Annotated in this window: 21 protein-coding genes; 6 read left to right on the forward strand and 15 right to left on the reverse strand. The window is 67.4% G+C overall.

Annotated features, from left to right (window positions below; all coding sequences use genetic code 11):
* Positions 1 to 218: 218 nt before the first annotated feature.
* Positions 219 to 1,235, forward strand: a complete 1,017-nt coding sequence (locus VZC37_RS24245) for an HAD family hydrolase (RefSeq protein WP_330437366.1) — start codon at positions 219 to 221, stop codon at positions 1,233 to 1,235.
* A gap of 28 nt (positions 1,236 to 1,263) precedes the next feature.
* The gene (locus tag VZC37_RS24250; protein ID WP_330436606.1) at positions 1,264 to 2,661 is read left to right on the forward strand and encodes a DUF2252 domain-containing protein; all 1,398 of its coding nucleotides are present in this window, start codon (positions 1,264 to 1,266) and stop codon (positions 2,659 to 2,661) included.
* A gap of 20 nt (positions 2,662 to 2,681) precedes the next feature.
* Here VZC37_RS24250 and VZC37_RS24255 read toward each other — a convergent pair whose 3' ends face one another.
* From VZC37_RS24255 to VZC37_RS24300, 10 genes are all read right to left on the reverse strand, one after another.
* Positions 2,682 to 3,845, reverse strand: coding sequence for a zinc-binding dehydrogenase (locus tag VZC37_RS24255; RefSeq protein WP_330437367.1), 1,164 nt, complete (start codon positions 3,843 to 3,845; stop codon positions 2,682 to 2,684).
* A gap of 202 nt (positions 3,846 to 4,047) precedes the next feature.
* Positions 4,048 to 5,250 (reverse strand): lysophospholipid acyltransferase family protein, encoded by a 1,203-nt coding sequence (locus VZC37_RS24260; protein ID WP_330436607.1) that lies wholly within the window; start codon positions 5,248 to 5,250, stop codon positions 4,048 to 4,050.
* Between the two features lie 206 nt (positions 5,251 to 5,456).
* Complete coding sequence (locus VZC37_RS24265) at positions 5,457 to 6,509, reverse strand: NAD-dependent epimerase/dehydratase family protein (RefSeq protein WP_330436608.1); 1,053 nt, start codon at positions 6,507 to 6,509, stop codon at positions 5,457 to 5,459.
* A gap of 128 nt (positions 6,510 to 6,637) precedes the next feature.
* Entirely contained in the window at positions 6,638 to 6,739 is a 102-nt protein-coding gene (locus VZC37_RS24270; RefSeq protein WP_003402602.1) for a 30S ribosomal protein bS22, read from the reverse strand.
* A 223-nt stretch (positions 6,740 to 6,962) separates the two neighbouring features.
* A complete protein-coding gene (locus tag VZC37_RS24275; protein WP_330437352.1) occupies positions 6,963 to 7,196 on the reverse strand; it encodes a helix-turn-helix domain-containing protein in 234 nt (77 codons plus the stop codon).
* Between the two features lie 189 nt (positions 7,197 to 7,385).
* Positions 7,386 to 8,255, reverse strand: coding sequence for a pyrroline-5-carboxylate reductase (gene proC, locus VZC37_RS24280; protein ID WP_330437353.1), 870 nt, complete (start codon positions 8,253 to 8,255; stop codon positions 7,386 to 7,388).
* A gap of 55 nt (positions 8,256 to 8,310) precedes the next feature.
* The gene (locus VZC37_RS24285) at positions 8,311 to 9,162 is read right to left on the reverse strand and encodes a thioesterase family protein (RefSeq protein ID WP_330437354.1); all 852 of its coding nucleotides are present in this window, start codon (positions 9,160 to 9,162) and stop codon (positions 8,311 to 8,313) included.
* Between the two features lie 29 nt (positions 9,163 to 9,191).
* On the reverse strand, positions 9,192 to 10,103 hold the full coding sequence (locus VZC37_RS24290; protein WP_330437355.1) for a sugar phosphate isomerase/epimerase family protein: 912 nt from the start codon (positions 10,101 to 10,103) through the stop codon (positions 9,192 to 9,194).
* Between the two features lie 7 nt (positions 10,104 to 10,110).
* Positions 10,111 to 11,748, reverse strand: a complete 1,638-nt coding sequence (locus VZC37_RS24295; RefSeq protein WP_330437356.1) for a hypothetical protein — start codon at positions 11,746 to 11,748, stop codon at positions 10,111 to 10,113.
* A gap of 99 nt (positions 11,749 to 11,847) precedes the next feature.
* Entirely contained in the window at positions 11,848 to 12,822 is a 975-nt protein-coding gene (locus VZC37_RS24300; RefSeq protein WP_330437357.1) for a Ppx/GppA family phosphatase, read from the reverse strand.
* 149 nt (positions 12,823 to 12,971) lie between these two features.
* On the opposite strand from VZC37_RS24300, the gene VZC37_RS24305 reads away from it, so the two are divergent.
* Entirely contained in the window at positions 12,972 to 13,799 is an 828-nt protein-coding gene (locus VZC37_RS24305; RefSeq protein WP_330437368.1) for a DUF3109 family protein, read from the forward strand.
* A gap of 291 nt (positions 13,800 to 14,090) precedes the next feature.
* Here VZC37_RS24305 and VZC37_RS24310 read toward each other — a convergent pair whose 3' ends face one another.
* The 4 genes from VZC37_RS24310 to VZC37_RS24325 all read right to left on the reverse strand — a co-directional run bounded on the left by VZC37_RS24310 (position 14,091) and on the right by VZC37_RS24325 (position 17,537).
* On the reverse strand, positions 14,091 to 14,777 hold the full coding sequence (locus VZC37_RS24310; protein ID WP_330437358.1) for a response regulator transcription factor: 687 nt from the start codon (positions 14,775 to 14,777) through the stop codon (positions 14,091 to 14,093).
* Entirely contained in the window at positions 14,774 to 16,237 is a 1,464-nt protein-coding gene (locus VZC37_RS24315) for a sensor histidine kinase (protein ID WP_330437359.1), read from the reverse strand. The genes VZC37_RS24310 and VZC37_RS24315 overlap by 4 nt, the downstream gene beginning before the upstream one ends.
* Positions 16,238 to 16,367: 130 nt before the next feature.
* Complete coding sequence (locus VZC37_RS24320) at positions 16,368 to 16,721, reverse strand: GNAT family N-acetyltransferase (RefSeq protein ID WP_330437360.1); 354 nt, start codon at positions 16,719 to 16,721, stop codon at positions 16,368 to 16,370.
* Positions 16,722 to 16,790: 69 nt separating this feature from the next.
* On the reverse strand, positions 16,791 to 17,537 hold the full coding sequence (locus tag VZC37_RS24325; protein ID WP_330437361.1) for a phosphoglyceromutase: 747 nt from the start codon (positions 17,535 to 17,537) through the stop codon (positions 16,791 to 16,793).
* Between the two features lie 94 nt (positions 17,538 to 17,631).
* Here VZC37_RS24325 and VZC37_RS24330 point away from each other — a divergent pair, with 94 nt between their 5' ends.
* Positions 17,632 to 19,071, forward strand: a complete 1,440-nt coding sequence (locus VZC37_RS24330) for an APC family permease (protein WP_330437362.1) — start codon at positions 17,632 to 17,634, stop codon at positions 19,069 to 19,071.
* 160 nt (positions 19,072 to 19,231) lie between these two features.
* Here VZC37_RS24330 and VZC37_RS24335 read toward each other — a convergent pair whose 3' ends face one another.
* Positions 19,232 to 20,836: an AMP-binding protein gene (locus tag VZC37_RS24335; protein ID WP_330437363.1), complete on the reverse strand. Its 1,605-nt coding sequence runs from the start codon at positions 20,834 to 20,836 to the stop codon at positions 19,232 to 19,234.
* A gap of 226 nt (positions 20,837 to 21,062) precedes the next feature.
* Between VZC37_RS24335 and VZC37_RS24340 the strand changes: the two genes are divergently transcribed.
* Both VZC37_RS24340 and VZC37_RS24345 read left to right on the forward strand, forming a co-directional pair.
* Positions 21,063 to 21,542 (forward strand): DUF2975 domain-containing protein, encoded by a 480-nt coding sequence (locus tag VZC37_RS24340; RefSeq protein WP_330437364.1) that lies wholly within the window; start codon positions 21,063 to 21,065, stop codon positions 21,540 to 21,542.
* Positions 21,542 to 21,751 (forward strand): helix-turn-helix domain-containing protein, encoded by a 210-nt coding sequence (locus tag VZC37_RS24345; protein WP_330437365.1) that lies wholly within the window; start codon positions 21,542 to 21,544, stop codon positions 21,749 to 21,751. Before VZC37_RS24340 ends, VZC37_RS24345 begins: the two co-directional genes overlap by 1 nt.
* Positions 21,752 to 21,956: the final 205 nt, after the last annotated feature.

Raw genomic sequence — 21,956 nt, forward strand, 5'->3', positions numbered from 1 at the left:
CCGACTACGCTGGACCGCGGCTACTGTGAGGTTCCGGAGTTCCGGACCGGGGGCGACGAGCGGAGTGGAGGTGAGCCGTGGCCGAGGAGGTCCCGGGCTCCGAGGACGCAGATCGCAACGACGATCCGACGCCTGAGGAGACCGAGGAGACGGCCGCCGACGCCGTCGGCGACGAGATCACGATCGACGGCGAGGACTGGGAAGCGCACGCCGACGCGATGGACCCGGACGGTGGCGCGAACAGCGACGAGGATTCCGACGACTTCGACGACGCCGACGACGAAGAGGCGTCGCGGGTCGCCACCTGGATCTCCGAGCGGGCCCGGGCAACCAGCGGCCGGTTCCGGCAGACCGCCCACGAACTGCGTCAGCGGCTCGCGGGTGAGGCCAGCGCCAAGGCGGCCGTGGACTCGCTGCGGGCACGCCCGAGCGACGACATCGAGCCCACCAGCGCGCCCCGCGACCTGACCGCGGCCGCGTTCTTCGACGTCGACAACACGCTGGTGCAGGGCGCGTCGATCATCCATTTCGCGCGTGGTCTGGCCGCGCACAAGTACTTCTCCTATGGCGACATCCTCGATTTCGCGTGGACGCAAGCCAAGTTCCAGCTCACCGGCAAGGAGAACGCGGCCGACGTCGCCGAGGGTCGGGAGAAGGCGTTGTCGTTCATCGCCGGACGCCGTACCTCCGAGCTCGCCGAACTGGGCGAGATGATCTACGACGACTACATCGCGGAGAAGATCTGGCCGGGAACGCGTGCGCTGGCCCAACGCCACCTCGACGCCGGGCAGCAGGTGTGGCTGGTGACCGCGACGCCGGTGGAGCTCGCGCAGACGATCGCCGAACGCCTCGGGCTGACCGGGGCCCTCGGTACCGTCGCCGAGAGCGTCGACGGCGTGTTCACCGGCCGTCTCGTCGGCGACATCCTGCACGGGCCGGGCAAGGCGCACGCGGTGCGTGCGCTCGCGATCCGCGAGGGTCTGAATCTCAAGCGCTGCACCGCGTATTCGGATTCGCACAACGACGTGCCGATGCTGTCGCTGGTGGGGACCGCGGTGGCGATCAACCCGGACGCCGACCTGCGCGATGTCGCGAAGGTCCGCGGCTGGGAGATCTACGACTTCCGCACCGCCCGCAAGGCCGCGAAGTACGGCGCGACCACCGCGTTGGTGCTCGGCGCCGCGGGGGCCGGCGCCGCGACGGCCACCCGGCTGATCCGCCAGCATCGCGGCTGAACAACCCGGTATCCACTAGATTCGCCCTGTGGCGAAGCAACGCAAACGCGTGGATCTCCGCACGCGTGTCGAGTCCGACGACGTCGTCGAACGGGGACGCGCCCTGCGTGCGCAGGTCCCCATCGACGCGCACGACCACGCCAGCGAGGGTGGGTCGCGTCCCGATGTCCTGGACTTCGTCGACGCGAGCAACGCGGGCCGGCTGCCGCATCTGATCCCGATGCGGATCGGCCGGATGATCGCGTCGCCCTTCGCGTTCTTCCGCGGCGCGGCCGGCCTGATGGCGGCCGACCTCGCGGACAGCCCGGCCAGCGGCCTGACGGCGCAGCTCTGCGGCGACGCGCACGCCGCCAACTTCGGCCTCTACGGCTCGCCGGACGGGCAGATCGTGATGGACATCAACGATTTCGACGAGACCATCCCGGGCCCGTGGGAGTGGGACCTCAAACGCCTCGCGGCGAGTCTGGTCCTCGCCGGCCGCGAGGGTGGCGTCTCCGAATCCGGTTGTGTCGAGGCCGCCGAGGACGCGGTGAAGTCGTACCGGCGGACGATCCGCGGCCTCGCGGAGGTCCCGTTCCTGCGCGCCTGGAATGCGCTGCCCGACGAGTCCGTGCTGGAGCGGGTGAAGGCCGACGAACTGCTCGACGACTTCGCAAAAGCCGCCAAGAAGGCCCGCCGCAACACCAGCGCGAAGGTGGCGGCGAAGTGGACCGAACACCTCGATGATCACGAAACCGGTATCAGCAGTAGGCGATTCGTCGAGGATCCGCCGATTCTGACATCGGTCGACGAGTCGGTGGCCGGTGCCGTCGTCGACGGCCTGGAACGCTACGCCGACACGCTGCGCGAGTCGAGGCGGAACCTGATCGCGCGGTACTCCGTCGCGGACGTCGCGTTCCGGATCGTCGGCACCGGCAGCGTCGGCCTGCGAAGTTATGTGGCGTTGATGCTCGGCAACGCCGACGAGGTCCTGGTGTTGCAGCTCAAGCAGGCGCAGCCGTCGTCGCTCGCGCCGTTCCTCTCGTCACGGTTCACCGGGCCCACCCCGCGACACGAGGGCAAGCGGATCGTGCACGGCGCGCGTCTCGTGCAGACGGAGACCGACATCATGCTCGGCTGGACCACCATCGACGGGATGCCGTTCATCGTGCGGCAATTCCGCAACCTGAAGGGCGACATCGATCCGACCGCGTTGGAGCGCGATCACCTCGACGACTACGGGCGTCTGGCCGGCGCCCTGCTCGCCCGCGCGCATTCCCGCTCCCTCGATCCGCGCGAACTGAGCGGCTACTTCGAGGACGACTCCGATCTGGACGAGGTCATCGGCCGGTATGCGGTGCGCTACGCCGACCGCACGGAGGCCGATCACGAGACGTTGGTGGCGGCGGTCCGGTCCGGCCGTGTCGCCGCGACCGATGAGGACTGACCCGGCCGAGGACTGACCCGCTACAACGTGACGACGTCCGAGGTCGGGTCGATGAGCACCTTCGCGTGGTGTTCGGCCGACCCCAGGGCATCGAAGGCCGCGGCGACACCACCGAGGCCGACGGTCGCGGTGATCAGCGGGCCCGGGTCGACTTTTCCGTCGGCGATCATCTGCAGCGTGTCGTGGTATTCGCCGGGATCGTAGGCGAACACGAAGCGCAGTTCGATCTCCTTGTTGATCGGCATCGCGGGCCGGAAGGTGTCGGGCTGCATGCACACCCCGACCACCACGATCCGCGACCGGAACGGGGCGTGCGAGCAGATGTCCTCGATGATGCCGGGCACACCGACGCATTCGAACACCACCGGCCCCTGCGGGGTTGCACCGACCCGTTCGGCGACCCGCATCACCTTGGCCCACGGCACACGCGGAATCCGCTGGAGCTCGTGCATGGCGGAGAACGCGGTGTCGAACAGATCGGACGCATCGGTGAGGTAGCGACGCCGCTGTGTGCACGCCTGCCACGGCGAATCCGCGCGCGGGTCCACCACGACGTCGGCGCCGCAGCGACGGGCCAGATCGCGCCGCCCTGCGGACAGGTCGGAGGCGACCACCGACCGGACGCCCGCGGCCTTCAGCATCAGGATCACCGCGAGGCCGATCGGTCCGCAGCCGATCACCACCGCGACGTCGCGCTTGCCGACGTCGCCGCGCCGCACCGCGTGATGGGCGACGGCGAGGGGTTCGGTGAGGGCCGCATGCTCGGCCGGTACCCCGTCGGGGACGGGCATCGTGAGATCCTCGGAGACCAGCATCAGGTCCGCGTAGGCGCCGGGCGCGCGAGCCGAGAGGCCCGTCAGGTGCGCGTCGTCGCCGTGCTTGATCATCGGCACCGACACCACCGGGGTGCCCGGCGCCCACCGCTTGCGGCAGCCGGGACCGTAGGAGACGACGTCGCCGGTGAACTCATGACCCATGACGACCGACTCGTCGGAGCGCATGAACGCGTGATAGCCGACCTCGTCGGCCACATCCGCGCTGGCGTCGCCGTGGGTCCGGGCATGCAGATCGGAGCCGCAGATGCCGGCGCGGACCACCCGGATGAGGACCTGTCCGGGTCCGGGCGTGGGAGTGGGTAGATCGACGACGGAGAGTTCCCCGTGCTGACACGCCACTGCCTTCATCCACGCCCGCCCTTCGTCTGTGTGCACCCGACCCGATCCCTGAGGAGGACCGGAGCGCTAGCGGAGGTCTGTCACGAAGGGCCGCCCTTCGTGACCCTTCGATACGCTCGCAAGCTCGCTACTCAGGGCGGCGCGCTCGCAAGCTCGCTCCTCAGGGAACGGGATGACGCTCGCTCCTCAGGGACCGAGCAACGCTCGCCCGTCAGCCGAAGTAGACGCTACCGCGACGACTGAGCATCCGGAACAAGGTCTGCTGGATCTCTTCACGGACGTGGTCGGTGAGGTCGAAGACCACCATCGGGTCGTCGGCGGACGCCTCGTCGAACGAGCCGGTCTCGATGGGGCGGCCGAAGTGGATGTGCCACTTCGACGGGAGCGGGACCATCCCGAGCGGGCCGAGCCACGGGAAGATCGGCGTGATCGGAAAGTATGGCAGCCCAAGGACCTTGGCGAGCGGCTTCAGGTCGGCGAGCATCGGGTAGATCTCCTCGGACCCGACGATCGACACCGGGATGATCGGTGCCGCGTTGCGCAGTGCCGTCGTCACGAATCCACCGCGACCGAAACGCTGCAGCTTGTAGCGGTCCTTGTAGAGCTTGCCGATTCCCTTGTATCCCTCCGGCCACACCGCGGTGAGTTCACCGGCGCGCAGCAGCCGGTCGGCGTCCTGGGTGCAGGCGAGGGTGGCACCGATCCGGCGGGCGACCTCGCCGACGGCAGGAGTGTCAAAGGCCATGTCGGCGGCGAGAACTCGGAGAAAACGTCCGGTCGGGTGATTCTCGCGCACCGCCAGCGATGTCATGATCGCATCGATCGGGAGAGTGCCGGCGTGGTTCGCGACGAGCAGCGCGCCCCCTTCGACCGGCAGGTTCTCCACGCCGGACACCTCGACCCGGAACCAGTTGTCATACACTTGTCGCACCGCGGGGAACCAGACCGACTCGGTGAAATGCGGGTCGAAACCGAACTCGTCGACCTCGTAATCACCCGTCATCCGCTCCCGGATGAACCCGGCCGTCGCGGTCAACGAATCGGCGACCGCGCCCCGGATCCCGGACAGCGAGAACAGTGGGCTCGAGCGGTTCGGTCCGAGGTGTTCGACGCCGAGCGATTCAGTGGGGACCTGCACGTCGTCACTGATCGGAGTCACGGGCGCCGCGGGACGCCCGAAGCCATCGGTGTTGGGATGTCCGAGTTGCGCATTCTGCCGGGACTTGCGTTGAGCGGGTGCAGATTTGGCGGGATGGGCACCACCGGCCTGCTGACTGGGATGCCGACGGCGACCCTGCTCTCGAGCTGCACTCCGACTCCCGCGCGAATCGACTCCGTCACCGGGGGTCGCATACAGCTGGATCACCTTTGCGGTACGTGCGTCCGTAGCGCCGCCACCTGCCAAGATCCTCACCTCTGCGTCAATTGATCGTCAACCCCCCACCGTCCCCATTGGCGAACAGACTCGATGGTACGCGCCCCCCGAGTGGGTCTGGCGTCCAAGTCTAGAGCGTGACTCACCTTTGTGCTCGTTTGTGCCGCATATCGCATCGACTCTCGGCGCGTCGCGGCTAGCCACGATTCACATCGGCCGTTTTTCTTTGCCTGCGCTTGACCATCTCATTGGAGTTGGTGCGCCGCGGCGACGACGCGACGCTCGATGCCGCGCCACGAGTCGGCACCGATGACCGGCGCCGAACTCCCGCGTTCGATGAAGTCGTCGACGGTTTCCAGCGTGGTGAACCGTGGCGCGAAGCCGAGCTCGGTGCGCATCCGGGTGGTGTCGAGAACCCGTCCGTAGGTGAGGTATTCGGTCTGGCTCGACCGCAGCTTCGCCGACCGCAGATCCTGGAACACACCCGTGATCGGCGCGAGCAGGCTGCTCGGAACCGGGAGTTCGATGTGCCCGATCCGGCGAATCGCCTGCGTGAGGGTCACCACGCCCTCCCCGGATACGTTGAAGGTTCCCGTCTTTCCGGTGAGCGTCACGTGCTCCATCGCGGCGAGCGCATCCTCCTCGTGCAGGAACTGCAGCCGCGGCTGGTACCCGATCACCGTCGGCACGATCGGCAGCGAGAGGTAAGACCCCATGCGGGTGTTGATCCGTGGCCCCAGGATGGCCTGCGGCCGGACGATCGTGACCTCGATGTCCTGGCGTCGGCGGCCGAGGCCGCGGACGTAGCCCTCGATGTCGAGCAGGTCGCGGCCGTATCCGCGTTTGGGTTCGCGGCGCGCCGGGGTCTCCTCGGAGAAGTGCGACGGGTCACGTCCGCTGGCGCCGTACACCATCGCGGTGGAGCGGAGGATGAGGCGCTTGACCGACGGGCTGCGCTGGCAGGCGGCGCACACCTGCATCGCGCCGACGACGTTGAACTCCTTGATCGCGGCCGAGTGCGGTGCGGTCTCCATGATCGAGGTGGCCGCATGCACCACCGTGTCGACCTCGTATCCGGCGATGGCCTTGGCGATCGCCGGGCGTCGGATGTCGAGCCGGAGGAACTCCGCGCGACCCATCCGTCGCAAGAGGTCCTTGCGCGGTACGCGGGAGTCGACGGCCAGCACCCGTTCGATGGCGGGATTCGCCGCGAGGCGCGCCACGAGGTATCCGCCGAGGAAGGTGGACGCACCGGTGACCAGGACGGTCCGGGGCGCTGCGGGCTGCTCGTCGGACATGGCACCCAGGTTAGCCGCGGGCGCGGCGACCCGCCCGGCTACCCGTCAGGCCGCCTGCAAAAACGCGAAGAACCCGCCACCAGGGCGGGTTCTTCGGAGGTGTCGGACGGGTACGCGACCCGATCCGACTATTTGCCGAGCTTGCGACGCTGCACCCGGGTCCGTCGCAGCAGCTTACGGTGCTTCTTCTTCGACATGCGCTTGCGGCGCTTCTTGATCACTGAACCCATTGGGGTGCTTCCTCACAGTTGACGCGGTTCTACTGACTTCTCTGGTGTGCCCAGCCGGTGCGTGACGCAACGCGGGGGCATCAGCACGCGACCTCCCACATTACCTTCTCGTCGCCTACCAGAAGAAATCCGGTCACCCGCAGACGCCACGACTCCCCCTGCGGAGCACACCTGAGGTGTGTCCACCGAGGGAGTCGTCGTGGATCGAAGAGCCTCGCGTCGGCTAGCCGACGTCGAAGTACGAGGTCTCCAGGTAGTCGTGCACGGCCTTGGCGTGAACTCGGAACGACCGGCCCACACGGACTGCCGGCAGCTCACCGCTGTGCACGAGCCGGTAGACCGTCATCTTCGAAACCCGCATCAGAGATGCGACCTCGGCGACCGTGAGGAACTGCGAGCCCGAGGTCGCGTTGCCCACTGCGCCGGTCCTGTCACCAGGATTGTCTGCAGGTGCCATGAATTACTCATACCTCCGGAGCACGCGTCGCGGCCGCCGGCTTCCCCTCCGGCGGACACCAGACACGCACGTGCTTAAAAGAGCTTAGCGTGGCTGATGTGAAAAAAGCGACGTGAGTTGTGTGAATGTTGCGCCGGTTGTGACCTTCAGACCCTACATACTGGGGTTTCTCGCCAAACTACCCCAAAATCATGGGGCGTCGACGTCGCTTCGTCCCCCGTTGGGGCCGCTCAAACCCTCAATGTCGGGTCGATGTCCGGCCTTCTTGCTGGCCGCTGCACACGCCCGGGTCGCCTCATAGACACCGTGCCGGAAGCCGTTCGCCTCGAACTCCCGGATGGCCGCCGCGGTCGTTCCGCCGGGCGAGGTCACCGCGGCACGCAGATCAACCGGCGACAGACCCGACTCACTCAGCAGCAGACCCGCACCGCGGATGGTCTGCACGGTCAGCTCGCCGGCCTGCACCCGGCTGAGGCCGAGCGCGACGCCCGCGTCGATCATGGCCTCGGCCATGAGGAACACGTAGGCGGGCCCGGACCCGGAGATGGCGGTGACGGCGTCCATGTGCCGCTCCGGTACCACCGCGACCTTTCCGACGGTCTCGAGTAGCCGCACCACCGCGTCGAGCTGTTCCTCGCCGACGTAGCGGCCGACCGACACCGCCGACATCGCCTCGTTGACCAGCATCGGGGTGTTGGGCATGACCCGCACCACCGGCGACCCCGCCTGCAGGCCGTTCTCGTAGCGCGACAGCGGCAGCCCGGCGACCAGGGTGACGGTGACGCGTTCCGTCTCGGCGGCATCCTCGGCGCTGGACAGCTCCCGCAGCACCGAGTCGACGTCGTCGGGCTTGATCGCCAGGAACACGTAATGCGCGCCCTCCGCGGCCGTCGTCACGTCGGTGACCAGAACGCCGTACTCGTCGGCGATCTCCTTCGCGCGTTTCGGCATCTTCTCGGCGACGACGAGATCCTTGGTCTGCTTGCCGGACTGGATCAGGCCGGCCAAGAGCGCTTCGCCGATCTTGCCGCCACCGACGATGGCGATGCGTTCGGTCACTGGTGATGCCTTTCTGAACTGATGTCTGGGGGACAGACGCCTGGCGTCTGGCCGGTCACGACTGCTGCGGGATGAGGGCGAGTTGCCGCGACTGCGCGACGACGGTACCGGTCGAGTCCACCACGAGATGATCCTCCTCGAACATGCCGGGTCCCACCTCGGTGCTCGTCGCCGCGAACCGCAGCCACCCGGGCGCCGGGTGACGACGCACGTAGGTGGTGAGTTGCACCGTCGGGGCCCAGCCGAACAGGGCGAGGTTCATCACCACCGGCGGCGAGATGTCGCAGACCAGCACCGCGAAATCGGTGTCGGGTGAGCGGTCCTCCTTGGGCCGGACCCACCCACGCACGACGGGCGCGCCGGTCTCCCCGCGGACGATGGGGAATGTGGCCGGATCCAGCACGAGGTCCAGCGCCGGCCCGAGGTGCATGACCTCGGAGACCGGGGAGTTGTCGATGCCGATGCCGTCGGCGGGCGGCTCGGCCGCGGTGTCGTCGAGGATCGTCGGCGCCGAATGGTGCGGGGTGCCCGTGTCGGGTCGGGCACAGGTCACCGACGAGGGCACCATGGTCCGGCCGTTCTGCACCGCATCCACCGTCATCACGGTGACCGTGCGTCCACGTTTGCGGACCGCGACCTCGAGGTCGATCTCGGCGGCGTCGGGCGCCGCGAGGAAGTCGCTGGTGATCGCGACCGGCATCTTGCCCAGGGCGCGGTCGTCGCCGGCCGGCGCGAGGTCGGTCAGCGCTTGCGCCGCAGCACGCGCGACGATCATCTGCAGGCTGCCGCCGTGCACCTTGGGGCCGATCGTGAAGACCGGATCGATCACCGCGCGGTAGGTGATGCGGCCCTCTCCCGGCCGGGACACCTCGGTGAGGGTCAGCAGGTCGGCAAGTTTACGGCTCATGTCGGTTCCCCCTCGGCTGTGCCGGGAGGTCAGCTCCGTTCGGAACGCACACGCCCGGCATCGTCGGCAGACAGCCCCCGTGCGAGGTGCCGCCGGGCAAAATCTAGCGAACGGGCCAGCAGCGCACTGCGTTCGGGTTTGGTGCGGGCCGAGCTGGTTGTGACCTCGAGCACAACGGTGCCGGCGAAGTCGCTGTCGGCGAGTCGGCGGCAGATCTCCGCGCAGGGTTGATCGCCGTCGCCGGGCATCAAATGTTCGTCGGTGGCGGCGCCGTCGCCGTCGGCGAGATGGAGATGGCTCATCGCCGACCCCATCCGCTCGAACATCGCGATCGCGTCGGCGCCGGCCGTCGCGGTGTGGGAGAGGTCGAGGGTGTAGTGCGCGTAGCCGTCGTCGGTCGGGTCGATGGACTTGCCGAACGCGGACGCGGACATGCCCGGACCGCCGCCCCGCTCGCGGAGCCGCCGCGCCGACCGCTCCCCCGCCCCGAACAGACGGTCCACTCGCATCGGGAACATGTTCTCCACCGCGACGTCGATGCCGCTGTCGTCCTCGAGTTCGGCGACGAGGTCGTCGAACCCCTCGACATAGGCACGCTGCCAGCGGAACGGCGGGTGCACGACGACCGTCTGTGCGCCCAGATCCTCGGCCGCCTGCACCGAGCGGCCGAGCTTCACCAGCGGGTCGCGCCCCCACACCCGCTGGGAGATCAGCAGACACGGCGCATGGACCGAGAGCACGGGGACCTGGTAGCGCTCCGACAGGTACTCGACGTGCTTGATGTCCTGGCTGACCGGTTCGCCCCACACCATCAGCTCGACGCCGTCGAACCCGAGTTCGGCGGCGTAGGCGAATGCGGCCTCGGTGTTCTGCGGATACACCGACGCGGTGGACAGTGCGACGGGGATCTCGCCGCGGTGCGCAGGCTGGATGGTGTTCACGAGCCGATCAGGTGGCCAGCAACACGAGCGGACCGATCGTGACGATCAGGCCCACTCCCATCGCCAGCAGTGTGGTGGTCAGGTCCTTGGTGCGTCGCACAAGGTGCGCGAAGGTGACGATGCCGAAGATCACCAGCACTGCCAACACCAACGCGAAGTAGACGTTCCACTTCCACAGCTCGGTGAACCCCCAGAACAGCCCCACGCCGACGGCCAGTCCGGCCAGCGCCTGCCCGATGATCAGCAGCCAGGCGAGGAGCGGCGACGTCTCGTGCGGGCGGTCCTCGGATGCCGCTGCGTCGGTGGACGTGGCGGGGGTGTCCGTGTTCGTGCTCGTGGTGTCCGTCGCGGCGACCTCCGCCGCAGGCGGGGCGCTCTCGGCGACGACGTCGTGGTCCGTCGTCGGATGGGCCGAGGGCCGGTCGGCGGCGGCCGCTGTGTCGGCTGCAGGTGTGGTGTCGCCCGACGGGGAGCCGGCGTTCTCGACGTCGGGACGGCCGGTGTCTGCCTCGGTGTCAGCAGTGTCGGCGTCGGTCTCGACCGGATCGGGCGCGGTGGTCTGCGCATTGGTGTCGACCTCGGCGGCCGGGGCGTCGGTCGCGTCGTCGCCCGGGGCGGACTCTCCGTCGGATGTGTCGTCGGTGTCCGATGTGCGGTCGGTCGTGGTGGCCACGGCTCCGGCGACCACCGGGGCGGCCATCATGCCCAGCACGGCCCCGTGGTCGGCGGTCTCGTCGCCGACCGAGCCGTCGGTGCTCTCGTCGGTCGCGGCGGCGTCGTGCTGCTCACGTTCCCGGGCAGCTGCCGGCCGCGCCGACCGATCTTTGTTTTTGCGGCGTCCGAACAGCTTCCGACGCGGCTTCGGCTCGTCCTCCTCGACGTCGGCGAACGCGCGGTAGGAGTCGAAGTCCTCCATCACCTCGCCGAAGTTCTCGCCAGTGGTCGTGTCGCCACCGCGCGATGTGGTCGGGGCGGCGAGGTCGACGACGTCGACATCGTCGGAGTCCACGACGACGAGGCCCTCGCGATCGTCGCCGACCACCGGGATGATGCCGGTGACCGCGTTCGCGTTCTCGGTCTCCTCGGCCGACGCGCCGGCGGGTTCGGCCCGCTTCGTCGACGCCCGCTCGGCAACGTCGGCGGCACTGAAGTCGCGCGTGGACGGCGGGGCGAACCCGGGCATGCCGCTCGACGGCACCGGCGGCGTCGTTCTGGGGGCCGATGTTCTCGGGGCCGACGGATCAGAGCTGGTCGGCCGGGGTGTCGGCGCCGGGCCGGCGGAACGGTCGGGTACCGGACGGTCCTCGGCATAGCGTCGTGCGACAGGGGTGGCCGAGCGCGGGAACGGTCCGGAGGCCGGGCCGGCGCCGCGACGTCGCGGTGCGGTCGACGGCGCGGACTCTCCCGACGAGGTGGAGGCCTCGCCATCGGCGGATCGGATGCGCGGAATCTCCCCGGTCAGCTCCGACACCGAGACCGCACCTTCGCGGCCCACCCGGCGTCGGTTGCGCGACTCGCGCCCCGGGACGGTCGACGTCCCGCCGTCCTCTCGGCTGCGGGCCAACAACTCCGAGACCGAGATCGGTCGGGAGTCGGTGTCATCAGGCCCGCTCGCTCGTCCCCCGGAACCCGATTCGCTAGCCATACAGGGTGCTCTCCGTCCTCGATGTTGCTCGCCCGCACGCCGGACGCTTGTCCGTGTCGGCGCTTGTCTCGCCCGTCCGGTTGCGGATTCGTCCGCCCGTCAGCCGCCGGAACCGACGGCCTCGGCCGCGACGGCCTCCGCCGCCTGCACCGGCTCGGCGTCGAGCCGTCGCAGGATGACCCCCTCACGCAGAGCCCACGGACAGATCTCAAGTGTATCTATTGACATCGCCCGCATGGCCGCCTCCGCGACGAGCGCCCCCGCCACCAGCTGTCCGGCCCGATCTGCGCTGACACCCTCGAGTTCGGCGCGGTCGTCGCGCGTCATCCGCGAGATGAACGAGATCAGCTGACGCAGACCGTTGGAGGTGAGCTCCCGTTTCACCCGCGGACCCGCACTCGACGGCGCGGCGCCGGTCAGCCGGGCGAGACTGCGGAACGTCTTGGAGGTACCCACCGCGAGGTCGGGGCGACCTGGCGCGGTCAGCTCCTTGGCCACCGGCCGGAGCTCAGCGTCGAGCCAATCCCGCAACACCGCGACCCGGCGGCGATCCGGCGGGTCACCCGGCAACCACTCACGTGTCAGGCGACCCGCGCCGAGCGGCAGGGACATCGCCGAGTCGGGCTCCTCGTCGACACCGTTGGACATCTCCAGCGATCCGCCACCGATGTCGAGGGCGAGGATGCGGCCGGCGCTCCAGCCGTACCAACGGCGCACAGCCAGCGAGGTGAGCCGCGCCTCGTCGTGACCGGACAGGACCGTCACCTCGACGCCCGTCTTGGCCGCCACCCGCGCGAGGACCTCGTCGCTGTTGCTCGCATCGCGCACCGCGGAGGTGGCGAACGCCATGATCTGTTCGCATCCGGACGTCGACGCGATGTGGGTGAACTCGTCGACCGACTCGATCAGCTTGGCCGCCGCACGGTCGGTGAGACACCCGCGGTCGTCGATCTGTTCGGCGAGCCGCAGCACGGACTTCGTCGAACTCATCGGGTTGGGATGGCCACCGCGATGGGCATCAACGACCAGCAGGTGAACGGTGTTGCTGCCCACGTCGAGCACTCCTAGACGCACGGACCCCAAGAGTACTGCCTGGCGTGGTGCGATCGGGACGCGGCAGGCCCAAACGTGCGGGTCGGCCCATCGGGCGCCACCTCGCCGATGGCGGTTACCGTTGAGTTGTGACCCGTACCGAAGCCTCGCGCCCCGCGGCCCCCGAACGCATGACCCCCGCGCCCGAGGTCGATCTCGACTTTCCGCGCGAATGGTACGAATTCGCCGATCCGGAGAATCCGGAACACGTGATCAAGGCCGACCTGACCTGGCTCCTGTCCTACTGGACATGTGTGTTCGGGACACCGGCCTGCCAGGGCATCATCGAGGGCCGCGAGAACGACGGATGCTGCAGCCACGGCGCATATCTGTCCGACAAGGACGACCGCAAGAAACTTGCCAAGGCGATGGCGATGCTCACCGAGGACGACTGGCAGTTCTACAAGAAGGGCACGGGCAAGGATCCGCTCGGTCCACGCGGCTACCTCGAAGAGGGTGACCTCGACGACGAACCGGCTCTCAAGACCCGGAAACACAAGGGCGCGTGCATCTTTCTGAACCGTCCGGGATTCGCCGGCGGCGAGGGATGTGCGCTGCACTCGATGGCGCTGAAACGCGGCCTCGAGCCGCTGACCGTCAAGCCCGACGTCTGCTGGCAACTCCCGATCCGACGCGAACAGGACTGGGTGGAACGTCCGGACGGCACCGAGGTGCTGCGCACCACTATCACCGAGTACGACCGTCGCGGGTGGGGCGAGGGCGGCCACGACCTCAAGTGGTACTGCTCCGGCTCCCCCGACGCCCACGTCGGCGCCACCCAGGTGTGGCAGTCGTATGCTCCGGAACTGACCGAACTCATCGGCCGACCCGCCTACAAGGCGCTAGCCGACGCCTGCCGACGACGAAACGGACTGGGGCTCATCGCCGTTCATCCGGCGACGACGGCCGCGACCAGTCGGCGGGAGACGGATCAGAAGTACAACCTCATCGAGGAGTAGGGGTTGGTTGTGCCCGCGTTTCGTGGGTCGGGTGGGGTTGTTTTCTAGCGTTTCGTGAGTCTCGGCTTTGCCTTTCGTGTCGAGTGGGCGCTGTTTTGCGTCGAGTGGGCGCGGGAGTTGGCGAGGAATCGTGCGTTCAGTGGTATGCCACGCCCACTCGACGCAAAACAGCGCCCACTCGACCTCCGTGCTGGGCACGTTGGGAAGTCGGCTTGCGAGCTTTCGCGCACGCTCGACCTCCGTGCTGATGGCGTTGGGAGGTGAGCTTGCGAGCTTGTGAGGTGCGGTGGCCTACGGCTCGTACTTGTAGCCGAGGCCGCGGACGGTGACCAGGTGCTTGGGGTTGCCGGGGTCGGGCTCGATCTTTGACCGCAGCCGCTTGACGTGCACGTCGAGGGTTTTGGTGTCCCCCACATAGTCGGCGCCCCACACGCGGTCGATCAGCTGACCGCGGGTCAGCACCCGGCCGGCGTTGCGCAGCAGGTATTCGAGGAGGTCGAACTCCTTGAGCGGCAAGGTGATCGACTCGCCGTTGACGGCGACCGTGTGGCGCTCGACGTCCATGCGGACGGGGCCCTCCTCGATGACGCCGATGGCGAGTTCCTCCTCGCCGACGTCACCGCCGCGACGCAGCACCGCGCGGATGCGGGCGATCAGTTCGCGCGCCGAGTACGGCTTGGTGACATAGTCGTCGGCACCGAGTTCGAGGCCGACGACCTTGTCGATCTCACTGTCGCGCGCGGTCACCATTATCACCGGGACGCTCGAGCGTGAGCGCAGGGTCTTGCAGATCTCGGTACCCGACATCCCGGGCAGCATCAGGTCGAGCAGTACGATGTCGGGGCTCACCCGGTCGAATGCCGAGATCGCTTGCGCCCCATCGTTGATGACACTTGCCTCGAAACCTTCTTTACGGAGCAGGAAGGCCAGCGGGTCGGCCAGGGATTCCTCGTCCTCGACGATCAGTACGTGCGTCACCGATGAAGTTCCTCTTGTCGTTGGTCATGGTCGGCTGTCCGGGCGATCCCCGGCTCGCTCTGGGCGTGCTCGACGGCACCCGGGTCACAGACACCGTCGTCGATCACGAGATCGGGCACCTCTCCGGCCCCTGCGATTTCGGCCGTGAGGTCCTCGGGGATGCACAGCGTGAACGTCGATCCCGTGCCGGGTTTACTCCACAAGCCGATGGACCCGCCGTGGTTGGCCGCCGCGTGCTTGACGATGGCCAGGCCCAGCCCGGTGCCACCGGTCAGTCGCGAGCGGGCCTTGTCGACCCGGAAGAACCGCTCGAAGACGCGCTCCTGATCCTCGCGGGCGATGCCGATACCGCGGTCGGTCACCGCGATCGCGACCATCGGTCGTCCGTCGATCGGGGTGATCCGCCTGCTGATGGACACCGTCGTGTTCGCCGGCGAGTAGGCGATCGCATTCACCACGAGATTGCTGATCGCGGTCAGCAGCAGCATGCGGTCGCCACGCACGTTCAACCCGGTGTCGTCGTCGGTCCGGAGCGTGATGCCCGCCGCCTCCGCGGTCGTGGCCGAGGTCTCGACCGCTTCCCGGACCAGGTCGTCGACGTCGACGGCGGTGAACTCCTGCGTCTCCCCGCCCTGCAGGCGGGACAGTGCAATGAGCTCGCTGACCATGTTGCCGAGCCGGTCGGCCTCGGTGAGCACCCGACGACCGAAGTGTTCGACGGACTCGGGGTCGTCGGAGGACTCCAGCAGCGCCTCGGCGAGCAGGCCGATCGCGCCGACCGGCGTCTTCAGCTCGTGGGAGACGTTGGCGACGAAGTCGCGGCGGGTGGCCTCGACCCGGCTGTGTTCGGTGTCGTCGGTGCCGTAGACGACCGCATAGCTCTCGTCCTCGTGGGCGACCAGACGGACCAGGCACCGCACCGACTCGACCTGACGGGTGGTTGCACGTCCAGTGGAGACGAACCCGAACGACGACTGGACCGGGGTGAACTCGAAGCGGGCCTCGGCTTTGGTGTCGAGGACTTCCTTGGCCGCGTCCCACACCGCGTCGGCCAGCAGCCGGTCGTGGACGACGCCCAGCTCGACGGCCTGGTTGTTGAACAGCACGACGTCGCGGAACCGGTCGACCACGGCTACCGCGTTCTCACTGTTGCGGACGATGAGGCTGAGCAGCCCCGCCTTGGTCATCCGCCCGTCGTCGGTGGTGACGGAGACGTCCGAGTCACGGAGCTCGGCGGTCTCGGCCACCTCACGCGGTGCGTTGGCGGCGATCACCCGCTGGCTGACCAGCCCTGTCACGGCGGATGCGGTCTCCGCCGAGGGGTGGTCGTCAACCGACGACTTGGTGCGGGAGAAGAGTGGGCCACGGCCATGACGCCGCGCGCTGAATCCGATGATGATCCCACCGGCAAGGCAGACAAGAGCGATGGCGATCGCCGCGACGAGCTGTGCAACGGTCACAATGGCAGCTTACGGCCCGACGAACGCACTCTGCACATCCGAAGGCATTGTTCCGCCGCTGTTCATATGGCGTTCCACCTACCCACTGTGCCGATGCGGTGCCGCTGCTAGCTTCGCCGCATCCCGACGTTCACTGCGGTACCGGAACCGCCATGTCCGCATACTCCGGGTGCTGCGTGATGAACCGCTGCACGTACGAGCAGACCGGCACCACCTGCTTGCCTGCGTCGCGGATGTCATCGAGGACCACCCGGACGAGCTCCCCCGCATAACCGTGACCGCTGTACTGCTCGTGGATCACAGTGTGGGTCAACACCACCTGATATGGCTCCGACACGTAGTCGAGGTAGCCCACGACCTGCTCGTCGTCGATTGCATAGTCCCCGGACTCCGTCGACCCGGCTGTGGAACCCGGCTTCAAGATCGCCTCGTAGCGTTCCTGAGCAGGGGAATGATTGATCCTCAGACTCCCGACGTTCGCCATGGCATCCAATGTAGCGTGCATCACATCATCGGGACCATGACGTTTTCATTACAGCTGGTCAGCCGCTGATCACTTCTGACCCTGCGCCGCCACCGCCGCCGCGCCGGCTGCCGCCGCCTCCGGATCGAGATAGGTGCCGCCGGGATTCAGCGGCTTCAGATCGTCGTCGAGGTCGTAGCGCAACGGGTTGCCGGTGGGGATGTTGAGACCTGCGATGTCCTCGTCGGAGATCCCGTCGAGGTACTTGACGAGCGCGCGCAGCGAGTTGCCGTGGGCGGCGATGAGGACGGTCTTCCCCGCCCGGATGTCGGCGGCGATGGTCTCGGTGAAGTACGGCACCATCCGCTCGACGACGTCTTTGAGGCACTCGGTCAGCGGCACCTCGGCGAGATCGGCGTAGCGCGCGTCGTCGGTCTGGCTGTACTCGGCGGTGGGGTCGATCGGCGGCGGCGGGGTGTCGTAGCTGCGGCGCCAGAGCATGAACTGCTCGTCGCCGAACTCTTCTTTGATCTCGGCCTTGTTGAGACCCTGCAGTTTGCCGTAGTGGCGCTCGTTGAGTCGCCAGTCGCGGGTGACCGGAATCCAGTGGCGGTCGGCCTTGTCGAGCGCGATCTGCGCGGTCTGGATGGCCCGCCGCAGCAGCGACGTGTAGAGGATGTCGGGCAGGACGTCGTGCTCGATGAGGAGCTCACCGGCTCGCAGCGCCTCGGCCTCACCTTTCTCGGTGAGGGCCACATCAACCCATCCGGTGAACTGATTGGACGCGTTCCATTCGCTTTCGCCGTGCCGCATCAGAATGAGGGTGCCGTTGCTCATGAGAGAAGTCTCGCACACCCTCGCCGCGCATTCCGTCCGCATCAAATCGGTCAACGAACGCGCGAATCCCCGGAAACCGGTCTAGCTTCACTACATGACCGTCAGCGCGGATACCGGCGCGACAGGCGCCGGCAAACCCGACCAACAACCCGAACTCAAGCGTGTCCTCGGCTGGAAGTTGCTGCTGCTCTTCATCATCGGCGACATCCTGGGGACCGGCGTCTACGCCCTGACGGGCCAGGTCGCCGGCGAGGTGGGCGGTGCGGCCTGGTTGCCGTTCCTGATCGCCTTCGCCGTCGCCACCCTCACCGCGTTTTCCTATCTCGAACTGGTCACCAAATATCCCCAGGCTGCCGGGGCGGCTTTGTATGTCCACAAGGCATTCGGGGTGCATTTCCTGACGTTCATCGTCCTGTTCACGGTGATGTGTTCGGGTATCACTTCGGCAACCACGGCGTCGCGGGCATTCGCCGCCAACATGCTGACCGCGTTCAGCGGCGGCGACGAACCCGACTCGACCAACCCCGCCCTACTCTTCTTCGCGATCGGCTTCCTGCTGCTGGTGATGTTCATCAACTTCCGCGGAGTCGCCGAGGGAGTCGGCACCAACGTCGTGCTGACCCTGGTGGAACTGTCCGGCCTGCTGCTGGTGATCTTCATCGGTTACTGGTTCATCATCGGCGGCAACGCCGAACACTGGGATGCCGTGGTGGCCTTCGAAACCTCCGCCGACAAGAACGCGTTCATCGCCGTCTCCGCCGCAACCGCTCTGGCCTTCTTCGCGCTGGTCGGTTTCGAGGACTCGGTCAACATGGCAGAGGAGTGCAAGGAACCCACCCGCATCTTCCCGAAGGTGATGCTGACCGGCCTCGGGATCACGGCCGTCGTATATGTGCTGATCGCCATCGCCGCCGTGGCGATCGTCCCGGTCGGCGACCTCGCCGAGAGCGACACCCCACTGGTCCAGGTGGTCGAGGCGGCGGCGCCGGACTTCCCGATGACCGAATTGCTGCCGTGGATATCGATGTTCGCGGTCGCCAACACCGCCCTGATCAACATGATGATGGCCAGCCGACTGCTCTACGGCATGGCCAAACAGGGTGTGCTGCCGAAGTTCCTCGCCTACGTACATCCGGGCCGTCGTACCCCGTTCGCGGCGATCATCTTCACCACCGTCATCGCACTCTGCCTGCTCGTGTACGTCAGCTCGGACCCGGAGAGCAACGTCGTCGGCCTACTCGGCGGCACCACCGCCCTGTTGCTGCTGGCGGTGTTCACCGTCGTCAACATCTCGGTCCTGGTCCTGCGCCGGGACAAGGTGCAGCACAAGCACTTCAAGACGAACACCGTGTTCGCCGTGCTCGGCGCCGTCACCTCGGGTGCGCTGACCCTGCCGTTCGCCCGCGCCGACAACGAGCAGTACGTGATCGCCGGCTGGCTGCTGCTGCTCGGCGTGATCCTGTGGGCCTTCACCTACTGGTGGCATCGTCGTCAGCACATCTCCGACGACCGGCATCTCGAAGAGATCAACTAGCACAAGGTCGAGTGACGACCTTTCGTGTCGAGTGGGCGCGGTTTTTCGTCGAGTGGGCGCGGAAGTGACAGCGAACCGCGCGTTCAGATGACTGGCCGCGCCCACTCGACGAAAAACAGCGCCCACTCGACCTCCGTGCTGGGCACGTCGTGAGCGGAGGCTACTTCCGCAAGTCCTTACGCAGGATCTTGCCGGACGCGGACTTCGGGATCGCCTCGATGAACTCGACCGCGCGAACCTTCTTGTGCGGGGCGACCTTTGCCGCGACGAACTCGATCACCTCATCGGCGGTGAGGTCGGCGTCGGCCTGCTTGACGACGAACGCCTTGGGGATCTCCTCGCCGTCGTCGTCGACCGCACCGACGACCGCGGTGTCGGCGATCTTCGGGTTGGTCAGCAACAGGGCCTCGAGTTCGGCGGGCGGAACCTGGTAGCCCTTGTACTTGATGAGCTCCTTGAGCCGGTCGACGATGTAGACACAGCCGGTGGGATCGACCTGGGCGAGGTCACCGGTGTGCAGGTAGCCGTCGGCGTCGATGGTGTCGGCGGTGGCCTGATCGTTGTTGAGATAGCCGAGCATCACGTTCGGCCCCTTCACCCACAGTTCGCCAGGCTCCGACAGGCCTTCGCTCGGCAGTTCGATCTCGTCGCCGGTGGCCGGGTCGACGATCTTGTTCTCGGTGTTCGGGATCGCCCACCCGGTCGACGACAGCGGCGGATCCTCCTGGCCCAGTGCCGCTTGCGTGTCGATCGGGATCAGGTGACTCACCGGCGACAGCTCGCTCATCCCGTAGCCCTGCAACATGTGCAGGTTCAGCCGTTTCGCGACGGCCTTGCCGAGCTCGTCGTCGAGGGGTGCGGCACCCGACATCATCATCTCCAGCGACGACAGGTCGTAGCTGTCGACGATGGGGTGTTTGGCCAGCGCGACCGCGACCGGCGGCGCGATGTAGGCGCTGGTCACCTTGTGGTTCTGGATGTTCTCGAGGAACTCGACCAGGTCGAACTTCGGCATGATGATCAGCCGGCCGCGGTTGTAGAGAGCCGCGTTGAGCAGCACGGTCATGCCGTAGATGTGGAAGAACGGCAGCACCGCGATCACCACGTCGTCGGAGGTCATGCCCTGCAGAGGCTTGATCTGGGCGACGTTGGCGACGAGGTTGCGGTGGCTGAGCGCCACACCCTTCGGGTTGCCGGTGGTGCCGGAGCTGTAGGGCAGCGCCGCCACGTGGGTGGCCGGGTCGATGGTGACATCGGGAGCGGGGAGATTGGGGGCGAGAAGATCCACCGCGTTGGGATGTCCGGTCGCCTTGAGTCCGGCGCCGTCGAGGATGATCAGGTCCGCATCCGAGATGCCCACCTCCTTCGCGGCCGCCTTGGCCTGTTCGGCCAACGGGGACACGGTGACCAGCATCTTGGCCTTCGAATCGGTGAGCTGCTTGGCGATCTCCGGCGCGGTGAACAGTGCGTTGATCGTCGTTGCCGTACCGCCTGCGCGCAGGACGCCGTGGAACACGGTCGCGAACGCCGGGATGTTGGGCGACAGGATGCCGACCACGTCGCCGACCCCGATCCCCTTCGCCGCGAGGGCGCCCGCCGCGGCGTGGATCTGCCCGATCAGCCGGGCGTAGGTCGTCTCGTCGCCGGACTTGGGGTCGACCAGCGCGACCCGATCCATGTCGTCGTCGGTGATGGACCCGAACAGGAAGTCGTAGACCGTCTGGTTCGGGATCTCGACATCGGGAAAGGGACTCTTGAAGCTCATGACACCTCCGTTGGGATTCCGACAAATCGTAGCAACATCCGTTGTCAAGATATCTGCCACGATCCGTCCGAGCATGTCCGCATCATCCGATTTCCCCAGACCGGACCATGCGTGGACAGCGCACCACTCTACGGTGCGCGGGCGACCCTGATCGCCACTCCACCAAATTACTCACTCGCTCCCTGAGTGTATTGACATACGATATCCATCCATCGAATATCGATGTATGAACGTCGACAATCGAGTCGTCATCCCCCTGCGCGCCGCGCTGCTGGTCCTGCTCGCCGTCCTGATAGTGCTGCAGACGCTGTCGTTCCCGGGGCAGTTCGCGCACATGGCCGCGGAGTCGCCCGAGTCGGCCCACCTACGCTGGCCGGCGACCGCGCTGGCGGCCTTCCTGATCCTGTGCGTCGAGGTGGTACTGGTCTGCATCTGGCGGCTGCTCACCCTGGTCCGCGGCGATCGGATCTTCACCCGGGCGTCGCTGATCTGGGTGGACGTGATCGTCTGGACGGTGGCCGTCGGATGGGTCGCGTTCGCGGGGGCCTTCGTCTACGTCGGCATCAATGCCGACGACCCGGGCCTGCCGCTGCTGATGTTCGTCTGTCTGACGTTCGTCGCAGTGTTCGGCCTGCTGATGATCGTCATGCGCGCGCTGCTCCGGCAGGCCACCGACCTGCGCACCGACATGGATGCGGTGATCTGATGCCGATCATCGTGCGCATCGATGTGGAACTGGCACGGCGGAAGATGAGCGTCGGCGAGTTCGCGGAACGTGTCGGGCTGACACCGGCCAACGTGTCGGTGCTGAAGAACGGTCGCGCCAAGGCGATCCGGTTCAGCACGCTCGACGCGATGTGCCGCGTGCTCGAATGCCAACCCGGCGACATCCTGGAGTTCGTCGACGAGGAGTGAGGCCGCCCGGGTAGCGTGCCGGTCCCTAAGCACTCCCCCCGGTCCCTGAGCACTCCCCCCGGTCCCTGAGGAGCGAGGCGCTAGGAGGCTGCTGAAGAAGTGGTCTCTTGCGGCTGGCGCTGTCGCCGAATGCTGGGTCGGCTGAATCGCGGGCGGGTGCCATTGGGGCGCCTGCCCCGGGCGGGGTCAGGTGGTGGCCAGGGTC

Source organism: Gordonia sesuvii, assembly GCF_036350415.1.
Classification (GTDB): Bacteria; Actinomycetota; Actinomycetes; order Mycobacteriales; family Mycobacteriaceae; genus Gordonia; species Gordonia sesuvii.